General features: G+C 67.0%; 1 protein-coding gene. It reads right to left on the bottom strand.

Going from position 1 to position 690, the window contains the following annotated elements; genetic code table 11:
- Positions 1–663: ABC transporter transmembrane domain-containing protein (locus tag GPA21_RS20345; protein WP_246262086.1), on the bottom strand; the 663-nt coding region annotated here is incomplete at its 3' end.
- Between the last annotated feature and the right edge of the window lie 27 nt (positions 664–690).

Genomic DNA, 690 nt, shown 5'->3' with positions numbered 1-690 from the left:
GTCTACCGCTTCGTGGCCATAGGCTTGGACGATGCGAATCTCGTGCACCGTCTCGTCGATACGGCTGCCCAGGGCGGCGATGCGGTCCTGGCTTTCGCGCGCGAGTCGGCGCACCTTGCGGCCGTAGAGGATGATGGGGACCACTACCAGCGGCACGCCGAACACGGTGAGCACGCTGAGCTTGAGGCTGGTGGTAAACATCATGATGAGCCCGCCTACGAGCAGCAGGCTGTTGCGCAGCGCGATCGACAGACTGGAGCCGATGACGCTTTCGATCTGCGCGGTGTCGGAGGTGAGCCGCGAGATGACGTCGCCGGTTCGGCCTGCCTCGAACCACGAGGGGGGCAGGGTGAGCAGGTGCGAGAAGACCCGCTCACGCAAATCGGCGGTGATGCGTTCGCCAAGCCACGAGACGTTGTAGAAGCGCACGAAGGTGGCGATCGCGAGCACCACGATGACACCGAACATCGCCCCGAGCGCCCGGTCGAGCCAGGCGGCATCGCCAGCGGAGAAGCCCTGGTCGATGACCGCCCGCAGGCCCTGACCGACGGCGAGCATCGCCATCGCCGCCACCACCAGCGCGACCCCCGCGACCGCGACTCGACGGCGGTAAGGCTTGAGGAGTGAGAGCAGGGCGTGCAGGGGGCGGGTGGTCGGGGGCATGATTCAGTCGGTTTGGGGTGAGTGCGG

The sequence above is a fragment of the Azoarcus taiwanensis genome, assembly GCF_012910885.1.
GTDB lineage: Bacteria > Pseudomonadota > Gammaproteobacteria > Burkholderiales > Rhodocyclaceae > Azoarcus_F > Azoarcus_F taiwanensis.
Note: the sequence above shows the minus strand (reverse complement) of the source record. Positions and strands in the feature narration are given on the sequence as shown.